This is a genomic window from Mycoplasmopsis ciconiae (assembly GCF_036350065.1).
In the GTDB taxonomy this organism is placed as follows: Bacteria; Bacillota_I; Bacilli_A; order Mycoplasmatales; family Metamycoplasmataceae; genus Mycoplasmopsis; species Mycoplasmopsis ciconiae.
In genome coordinates this window covers 1-9,575 of record NZ_JAZDWZ010000015.1, presented here as the reverse complement: position 1 = coordinate 9,575, position 9,575 = coordinate 1, and the positions used below count along the sequence as shown (strand labels likewise).

General features: G+C 26.9%; 9 protein-coding genes and 1 rRNA gene. 2 read left to right on the top strand and 8 right to left on the bottom strand.

Annotated elements, in window-relative coordinates; all coding sequences use genetic code 4:
• Positions 1 to 189: 189 nt before the first annotated feature.
• Both V2E24_RS03520 and V2E24_RS03515 read right to left on the bottom strand, forming a co-directional pair.
• The gene (locus tag V2E24_RS03520; protein ID WP_330501043.1) at positions 190 to 1,086 is read right to left on the bottom strand and encodes an SPFH domain-containing protein; all 897 of its coding nucleotides are present in this window, start codon (positions 1,084 to 1,086) and stop codon (positions 190 to 192) included.
• 35 nt (positions 1,087 to 1,121) lie between these two features.
• The gene (locus V2E24_RS03515; RefSeq protein ID WP_330501042.1) at positions 1,122 to 2,012 is read right to left on the bottom strand and encodes an MAGa3780 family membrane protein; all 891 of its coding nucleotides are present in this window, start codon (positions 2,010 to 2,012) and stop codon (positions 1,122 to 1,124) included.
• Positions 2,013 to 2,107: 95 nt separating this feature from the next.
• Here V2E24_RS03515 and hisS point away from each other — a divergent pair, with 95 nt between their 5' ends.
• Positions 2,108 to 3,607 (top strand): histidine--tRNA ligase, encoded by a 1,500-nt coding sequence (gene hisS, locus V2E24_RS03510; protein ID WP_330501041.1) that lies wholly within the window; start codon positions 2,108 to 2,110, stop codon positions 3,605 to 3,607.
• Complete coding sequence (gene aspS / locus V2E24_RS03505) at positions 3,600 to 5,309, top strand: aspartate--tRNA ligase (RefSeq protein ID WP_330501040.1); 1,710 nt, start codon at positions 3,600 to 3,602, stop codon at positions 5,307 to 5,309. The genes hisS and aspS overlap by 8 nt, the downstream gene beginning before the upstream one ends.
• Before the next feature lie 87 nt (positions 5,310 to 5,396).
• Here aspS and V2E24_RS03500 read toward each other — a convergent pair whose 3' ends face one another.
• The 6 genes from V2E24_RS03500 to trmB form a co-directional block, all read right to left on the bottom strand.
• Positions 5,397 to 5,888 (bottom strand): PTS sugar transporter subunit IIA, encoded by a 492-nt coding sequence (locus V2E24_RS03500; RefSeq protein WP_330501039.1) that lies wholly within the window; start codon positions 5,886 to 5,888, stop codon positions 5,397 to 5,399.
• 1 nt (position 5,889) lies between these two features.
• Positions 5,890 to 6,732 carry a DegV family protein gene (locus V2E24_RS03495; protein WP_330501038.1) on the bottom strand — a complete coding sequence of 281 codons (843 nt, stop codon included), beginning with the start codon at positions 6,730 to 6,732 and terminating at the stop codon, positions 5,890 to 5,892.
• Positions 6,733 to 6,924: 192 nt separating this feature from the next.
• Positions 6,925 to 7,030, bottom strand: a 5S ribosomal RNA gene (gene rrf, locus V2E24_RS03490).
• Between the two features lie 301 nt (positions 7,031 to 7,331).
• The gene (gene rbfA, locus V2E24_RS03485) at positions 7,332 to 7,676 is read right to left on the bottom strand and encodes a 30S ribosome-binding factor RbfA (protein ID WP_330501037.1); all 345 of its coding nucleotides are present in this window, start codon (positions 7,674 to 7,676) and stop codon (positions 7,332 to 7,334) included.
• Complete coding sequence (locus tag V2E24_RS03480) at positions 7,676 to 8,728, bottom strand: hypothetical protein (RefSeq protein WP_330501036.1); 1,053 nt, start codon at positions 8,726 to 8,728, stop codon at positions 7,676 to 7,678. Before V2E24_RS03480 ends, rbfA begins: the two co-directional genes overlap by 1 nt.
• 28 nt (positions 8,729 to 8,756) lie before the next feature.
• The gene (gene trmB / locus V2E24_RS03475) at positions 8,757 to 9,365 is read right to left on the bottom strand and encodes a tRNA (guanosine(46)-N7)-methyltransferase TrmB (protein ID WP_330501035.1); all 609 of its coding nucleotides are present in this window, start codon (positions 9,363 to 9,365) and stop codon (positions 8,757 to 8,759) included.
• Positions 9,366 to 9,575: the final 210 nt, after the last annotated feature.

The window sequence follows — 9,575 nt, the reverse complement described above, 5'->3', positions numbered from 1 at the left end:
TACAAATTTAAACTCTCTCATCACACTTCATCAGCGTAAGTTAAAAAAACTTGAAGAAATTAAAAAATCAATGCTAGATAAAATGTTTGTTGGTTAATTTTTAACTCCAATAATTTTTGAGAATTAATTAAACCTCTCTTTTTGAAAAATTAAATTTAAATTAGATAATTTAAAAACTGAGCAGTTAAACTACTCAGTTTTTTTGTCATTAGTTTTATCTTTTATTTCAGAATAAATTGCTGAGCCAGCAGTCATTACTGAAGTTATATCGTTTAAATTAGGAGGTAAAATAATTTTTGTTGCGTGACCATTAGCTAATTCTTTGATTTGTAGAATTGATAAATATTTTAAGTATTCTGGATTTAAATTAGAGTTTGCAACTAATTCAATAGATTTTTTCTTAGCTTCTGCTTCTAAAATTAAAGCCTCTTTTTCTCCTTGCGCCTTAAGAATAAGTGATTCTTTTTCCCCTTGAGCTTTTAGAATTTGACTTTGTTTAATTCCTTCACTTTCTAAAATCTGTGCTCTTTTAATTCTTTCAGCTTGCATTTGTCTAATCATAGCCTCTTGAACTTCTGAAGGTGGAATAATGTTTTGTAATTCAACACGATTCACTTTAATTCCTCATGCATCTGAAGCTTCATCCAAAATTTTGGTTAGTTTAGTGTTGATAATTTCTCTACTTGTTAGCGCTTCATCTAATTCTAGCTCTCCAATAACATTTCTAAGTGTTGTGGCTGTTAAGTTTTCTATTGCAAAAATAGGTCTTTCAGCTCCATAAGCAAATAGTTTAGGATCAACTATTTTAAGATAAACAACAGTATCAATTTTTATTGTTGCGTTATCTTTTGTAATAACACTTTGTGCAGGGAAATCAAAAACTTTTTCTTTTAAGTTTTCTTTTTTGTAAATTTTATCAATTATAGGAAAAATAAAGTTAATTCCCTTAAGTAGTGTTTTGTGATATTTACCAAATCTTTGAACAACGTAAAATTCTCTTTCATTAACTACTTTGATTGAAAGTAAAAATAGTATTACGATAAAAAATAATGGTATTAAAAGTAATAAATAATATAAGTTTGACATTTTTCTCCTTAATATAATTATATATTTTTATTACTTTATTCGACCATATATGGTTTTGTAACCATATCTTTTTTGAGTTTTAGTGTTTTGTATCAAATATAACCTATAAAAGGTGTTAGAGACGACGCTAAAATAAATACAACAATATTAAGCGAAATTTTCACAACTAGAGAATTCCCACTGTAAAACAGTGGTTTTCTGAAGTTTAAGAATTTATAAATTGTGTTGTTAAAAGCGTGATGGACATTTTTTTCTCTTATATTTTGCCCTAGAATTTCTTGTGCTTTTTGAACTACTTGTTCACCAATAAAAAATACAATTAGTGCAAAAACAAAGTAGCAGATAATTACGATATTACTTAAAATAATGGTTAATCTAGTAATTTTAATATTTTTACGGTTGATAATTAAAAACACAAATCCAATTATTGGGTTAATCAAGTGTGTTAGCGCATCCACTATAAATTTTTGTCATGGGAATGTTTTTTGGCTTATACGAGTAGGAAAAATTAAAGTTCAAAAAACTAAAAATGTAATAGTTATATAAACATTTGTTAAAAATATAGCTCTTTGAGCGATTCAATTTTTAGGATAAATAGCATAAAGAATTAAGCTAATTCCTAAAGCTAAGTTACTGATTCAAGTAAAAGTACTTGTTATTTTTCAAAATAACCCCAAAAGTGAGGGTCTATATCCGGCGTTATAAAAAGATTCAAATGCTATTTTTAAAGATTTATCTTTAGAAATATCATCTAAAGCTGAATTTAATTCCTTCGCATAAATATCAAATATTCAAATAGTTGAAATAAACAAAATTAAAACTATTGTGATTCCACCAAAAAGTGTCATTTTTCTTTTGGTGTTTCATTTGTGTGTGTTTCATGGAAGTTTTTGTCAATTAAATTTTTGTGTAGTATTTTTTCTCATTTAATTATTATATTGAATAATTAAAAAATTAAGTTTTTACAAATGTAGTAAAATTTAAAAATATATGTTAAACATATATTTATAAAGGAGATTTGATGATTCAAAAAGTTAAAGGAACTAAAGATTATTATAAAGATTCAATGTTACTAAAAGAAATAGTAAGCAAAAGTATAAGAGACTATTTATCAGTTTCTGGTTATTCAAGAATAGAAACACCTATTCTTGAATATAGTGAACTTTTTAAAAGAAGCGTTGAAGATAGCGATATCGCAAACAAAGAAATGTACGAATTCAAAGATAAAAGCGACAGAGATATATGTTTAAGACCTGAGGGTACAGCTTCTTTTGTTAGATTTTTAATTGAAAATAAGTTACACGTATCTAATCCAATGCAAAAATATTACTATGAAGGACCGATGTTTAGATACGAACAACCTCAAAAAGGAAGATTAAGACAATTCACACAAATTGGTGTGGAAAACATCAGTGAAAAAAATTTATACACAGATATAGAAACAATTCAATCAGCAATTAGATCTATTGAGCGTGCATTTTTTGATTTAAATCAAAGTCGTTTCCAACTTACAGTTCACATTAATACAATCGGTTCAAAAGAAGATAGAGCAAAATACGAAGAAGTTCTTTATAACTTTTTATTACCTTACAAAGACCAATTGTCTGAAATTTCTCAAAAAAGATTAGAAGAGAAAAAAGTTTTAAGAATCTTAGATGATAAAGTAGATTCTAAATTACCATTTATGAAAAAAGCTCCATTAATTAAAGATTATATTTCTAAAGAGAGCTACGAACATTTAGGAAAAATAGTTGAATATTTAGATCAATATACTGAAGCAAAAATTGTTGAAGATAAAGTTTTAGTTAGAGGATTAGACTATTACGATGATATTGTTTTTGAAATTCACGCATCTACAAGAGCAAGAGAGTCTCTTGTTGTTTGTGGCGGAGGAAGATATTCAAATTTAATTAATCAACTAGGTGGTTCTAATATCTCAAGCATAGGATTTGCTATTGGTGTTGATAGAATTTTAGCTTTAAGTTCATTTAATGAACCTGATTTTCTTGATTATTTAGAAAATTTTGAAGAAGGAATTTATTTATGTGTACCCGAAGAGGCAAATAAATTACCTAATGCCGCGGATATTCGTGAAGAATTCTTAAAAGGTGCTGAAATCTTTAAAGATTTATTTTTATCAAACTCAGGAAAAATGGAAGTAAATTTTAGAGCTTATTCAGAAACTGGATTAGTTAAAGACAAGAAAATTTTTGCAAGAGCAAAAAGCATGAAAATGCGTTATGTTTTAACATATGATGTTAAAAAACATGTATTTGTGTTTGTTGATTTAAAAAACAACAAAAAATTTAAAATGGATAATTTATGTGAAGCTCCAGAACTTGAAGATATTTTTGAAAAACTTCGGAATGAACCTATGGAGTTAGAAGATATTTTTGAAGCTGTTGAAAAAACAGGGATGATGAAAGTTTTATCTTACATTTTAGATGAATTGCAATACGAAGATTGTTCTGGTGATTTATATGATGATGAAGATGAAGACTTCGAGGATGAAGATGAATAAAATAATTAATAATAACCAACTTAGAGCAACAGATGAAGGTAAATACGTAACTTTATATGGTTTTGTTGCTAATAAAAGACGTTTTGGTGAACTTAACTTTGTTGATTTAAGAGACAGATATGGAATCACTCAATTGGTTTTTAACACTCCTATTAATTTCACTAAAGAAAGTTGTTTGGAAGTTAGTGGTAAAGTTGTAATAAGAAAAGACAAAAACGACAAAATTGACACAGGTGAAATAGAAATTTTAGTTGATAAATATAAAGTTTTATCATCTGCTAATGAATTACCATTTCCAATTAGAGATGATATTGATGTTAAAGAAGATTTAAGGTTAAAATATAGATTTTTAGACCTTAGAAGACCAGTGATGCAAAATGGTATCATTCTTAAAAACAAAGTTTTTGCAGCCATCAGAGAATTTCTTCAAGAAAACGACTTTTTAGAATTAGAAACTCCTATTTTAGCTAAGGCTACACCTGAAGGGGCTAGAGACTTTTTAGTACCTACTAGAAATTACAATAGCTTCTTTGCCTTACCTCAATCACCACAGTTATTTAAACAGTTATTAATGGCTTCTGGTTTTGAACGTTATTACCAATTTGCAAGATGTTTTAGAGATGAAGATTCCAGAAAAGATCGTCAACCAGAATTTACGCAATTAGACATGGAAATTAGTTTTGTGGATGTTGAAGTTTTCCAAGATATTATCGAGAGAATGTTTAAACACTTTATGGCTAAAATTGGTCATAACATCACAATACCTTTCCAAAGACTTAAATTTGATGATTGTATTAGAGATTATGGTAGTGATAAACCTGATTTAAGATACGATAACAAAATTGTTGACATTAATGATTTTTGTAATGATAGTGAATTTAACATTATCAAAAACGCGCCAAGCAAAAGATTATTACACATTGAAGAAATCATTAGTAAAAAACAATTTAAGCAATTAGAAGAAATTGCAAAGAAAAATAAGGTTAAAGCTTTATTTTACTTCACAATGGACAATGGTAAAATTTTAGATACTAACTTCGCAAACAAAGTTGCTTCAAGTGTTGAACAATTAGTTAAGTCATTAAATAAAAACAGTGGAACATTCTTAATTACAGCTGATAAATACGAATTTGCTTCTCAAGCATTAGGTGCTTTGAGAGTCGAGTTAAATTCAATTTATAATTGAGCTAGAGACGAATATAACTTTTCATGAATAGTTGATTGACCAATGTTTGAATATGATGAAGAAACAAATCAATGACAAGCGGCTCATCATCCATTTACTCAATTTGATCATGATAATATTGATGATTTAGAAAAAATGGATAAATCACAAATTAAAGCACGTAGCTATGACTTAGTTTTAAACGGATTTGAACTAGGTTCAGGAAGTGCAAGAATTTATGATAAAGAAGTACAACAAAAAATGTTTAAATTTATCGGTATGGATGAGCAACAACAACAAAATAAATTTGGTTTCTTCCTTAAGGCATTTGATTATGCTATGCCACCTACATGTGGGATTGGTTTAGGAATGGATAGATTAATCATGATTTTATCAAACAACAAAACAATTAGAGATGTTATTCCTTTCCCTAAAAACGCTAAAAATCAAGATGTATTTACTGAAGCGCCAAGCGAAATTTCAAGTGAACAATTATCTGAATTACACATTCAAACAATTAAACCCAAAGAAGAATAACAAAAAAAGAGTCTAGTTTATGACAAATAACTAGACTCTTTTTTATATATGACTTGTAAACAGATGTATTAGTAAAATATAGTATTACTAAATATCTTCTGCGTCATCATCCTCTTGTGTATCAAAATAATATTGTTTTAATGCTTTTAGCACATCTTCAGGTGTGTTAGCTTTCAAGATTTCATCAATAAAATTATTTTCTAAAGCATATAAAGCGACTTTTTGAAGACACTCAATTTGAATATCCCTATTTTCTTTGTTAGACGCAATAGTGAAAATAACTTTAACATTTTGGTGATCTTCAGCATTTCAATCAACACCTTGATTTTTTAAAACACTAATAGCAATAACTGGTTTTATAACTGTTGAACTAACTCCATGTGGTAGAGCAACTCCACCATTTAGCGCTGTCAACATTGACTCTTCTCTATATAAAAGCGCTTGATAAAATTTTTCGGCGTTTTCTACATAAGTTTGTGCGTGTAAATTATTTGAAATTTCTCTTAAAAATTCATCTTTTGTTGTGGCTGTAGAATTTAGATAGATAGCTTTTTTATCTATTAGTTTAAAGAAGTACATATTAATTTACCTTTGGAAAAACACTTAAACTAATAGCACCAGGACCACAGTGTATTGCTACGGCTGTAGCTGTAATTTGTTCATTTTCTAGTGTAATATTAAAATTTTTAGCTATTTCTAAAACTTGTTGATTCATAACTTGGTCAATACCATGAATTCATCTAAAAGAGAATTTATCAATATTCTCAGCTCCACCAATAAATTTTATTAGTTTTTCAAACACTTTTTCAATAGCTGATTTTGTACTTCTTTTTAAACCTGATACTGAAACTTCTGCTTTATATTTAAGAATAGGAATCATTTGAATTTTAGTCATAATGAATTTTTTGGCTGCGCTTAAACGCCCACCGCCAATTATGTAATCAAGATTTTTAGGGACAATATAATTAATTGTTAAATCATCTAATTTATGAATGTTATCAATAACTTCATCAACACTATAATTTTTAGAATATAAATCTAAAGATATTTTTGCTACATCTAAAAACTGTGTACCAACAAAAGAGTTATCCACAACATAAACATTATTGTAATTTTTTGCTATTGTTTGAGCGTATTGTGCGCTACTTGATAATTTTTGATTAATTAATAAAACAATTACATCGTCATAATTTTTAGCAAATTTTTCAATTTCTTGTTCCATTAAATCTAATCTTGGCAATGAAGTTAAATATTTAGAAGCAACACTTAAAGCCTCTAAAGTTTGAATAGGATCATCCACCCCATCAACAAAAACCTTGTTATCAATTTCAGATTGTAATGATAAAAATCCGTAACCCATTTTATTAGCTTCTTCTTTGCTAATTTGTGAAAAAGAGTCAATTATAATACCTAATTTTTTCATATTGCAATTATAACACTTTAAAAAAATATGTTTAAAAAACATATAAACGGCAAAATGCGGATTTTAATCATGTTTATAGCGTAAAAAGAAAATAAATTAATGTTGAAAAATCATCAATAATACGAAAAAGCAATATTTTATTGAGCCACTTTTTTATTAATAAAATTGCATAAAAAGCAAAAAAAGAAATAAAAAAAGCAGCTCCCTATTTTCACCTTTCGGCTATCGTCGGCACTAAGAGGCTTAACTACTGAGTTCGGAATGGATTCAGGTGCTCCCTCTCGCTATTGCTACCGATATTATTGTAGCATGAAAAATAAAAAATGCCAAGAAAAAAATTATTTTTTTTAATTCATGCACACATAAACATTTTTGTAATATTTTACATTTGATAGCATATAATTAAATCGGTTCCTTTCTTTTTTTGAGTCAATAATATTTTACATTAGGAACCACGTTAAAAAAACAAAGCTTCACCCGTTAGGTGGAACTTTGTTTTTTAATTAACGTTTTTTAACTTTGCTCTAACAACCAAATTAATTAAAAAACAAAGTTAAAACGACAACGCTTCTAACTTTGTTTTTCTAATCAGTAAATTTTTAGTTATTTTCTTCTTTAATACTTCTTAATATTTCATCAATTTTGTATCCAGTTTTAGAAACGTTATCTAATTTGAATTGAACTTGTGGAACAGTTCTTCAGTCTAAAGACTTAGATAAAACACTTCTTATAAAACCAGCGGCATTGTTTAATGCTTGGAGACCCTTTTCTTGATTCCCGTCTAAAACAACAAAAACCTTAACGTGCGCCATATCTCCACTCAAAAGACAATCAACAACAACAGGATTAATAATATTTACGTTTGTTAAATCATTTGTAACGATGCTTGAAATTAATTGTTGCAATCTAGCTTCTTTTCTTTCTAAATTTATGCTTCTTTTCATTATTTATCTCCTTTTAATATTAAATCAATTTGTTTTTTGACTTGTTGTTTTGATTTTTCTAGTTGATCAATTTTATTGTTGCAAAAAGCAAAATATTCTTTTATGGTTGTATATTTAAGTGAATATTTATAAATTAGCGATTGTATTTTATTAATTCGCTTAATTTCGCCTTTTAGTTTTAAAACTTCAAAATTATTATTTACACTTTTTAAATTATCGATTTTATTAATTAAATTAGTTTTTTCAATCGTGATTTTAATTGTTAAATCATCCATGTATTTATCGCTGACACTAATATATTTTTTTATTTGTGTATTAAATGATTTTAATTGGTTGATTTTTGCTGAAAAATTAGTAATTTTTTTTCTCAAAGTTTCAATATTTGAAACTTTAGAGTGAATTACATCGTAATTACGAATAATAAAATCCATTTTTAAAACGTCGTCTTTGTTATATTGAGCCAGTTCATTAACTATGTACGAAAGATTACAGTTTTTAAAAATGTAGTCATTTTTAAAATATTTTCTTTTAGCAGCACAATAAAGTAAAAAACCAATATAACTAGCGATTAATCCGTTTTTGTTAGTGTCAATAGCGCTTATGTAATATTTATCTTGGAAATCTAAATTTTTAAAGTAACTAAAATATTCATTTTTGGCGTATTTTGAGTTTTGAGTTATTGAATCTAAAGAAATTACTCCACTATTAATTAGCGGCAGTGTTGGAATATCAAATAAATATTTAGTGACTGAATTTTCTAAAACAGGATTTCAGCCGATAAAAGTAACGTTATCAGAATTAATTTCGATTTTTTTATCTATTAATTCATATATGTGTTTTGCAATATCGCTTTTGAGATATTTAGCTCAATTTTTAATTGTTGCTTTAGTAAAATCTAAAATTTTAAAACGAATATTAAAGTGTTTATCTTTATCATAATAACCAATTGTGTAACAAAAAGGTAAGCAATTAAGTGGATTAGAAAAATTTAATTTATAAAAATGTGGCGGACTTATTGCTTCAAAATCGATATAAAAAGTGTATTTATCCATAATTAAAATTTTATTAAATTAATTAAATTTATTTATGTTTTGCTTCTAAATAATTAATATTTTTACCTAAAGAAGATCACTTTATTTCGTAACCTGTAGGAATGTTGTTTTGGTTAAATTCTGAATTGTGCAAATCGTTTGTTTGATTGATGATTATTCAGTTATTATTTTGAAGTGATTCTAATGAATATTCAAATAATTTATCATTATCACTTTTGAATTTTAAAAGCCCTTGATTAGTTAATATGTCTTTATATTGATTTAAAAAAGTTTTGTATGTTAATCTTCTTTTTTCGTGTCTAACTTTTGGTCAAGGGTCGCTGAATGTTAATCATAATGTATCACACTGCCCTGTAAATAACTCACTTAAGTCTTTAGCATCTTTACAAACAATTATTAAATTATTTAATTGTAATTCTTTTGCTTTTTTTACAATTTTAGCTGCAACTGTTGGGTATTTTTCAAAAGCGTAGTAAGTGGTTTGTGGATTTAATTTAGCTAGTTGTGTAATCATTTCACCCTTACCAGCACCAATTTCAACCACATCGGTATTTTTTAAAACGATTGGAAAAGTCTTTGCTGTATACTCGTATGAATCAAGAATGTATTGTGCATTTTTATCGTTTCTTAATCTCATTTTGTCCCCTTGATGTTTTTTATATATCTTTTAACAATTATAAAGATAACATTTAAAAACAAAATACATAATTTTATTATGTATTACTTAAGTAAAAGAAAGTTTATAACTTTTGTAAATCTTCATAATGTGGCGAGGGTATATTTTGTTGTAAATAAAAAAACAAAGTTCCACCTAACGGGTGAAGCTTTGTTTTTTTAACGTGGTTCC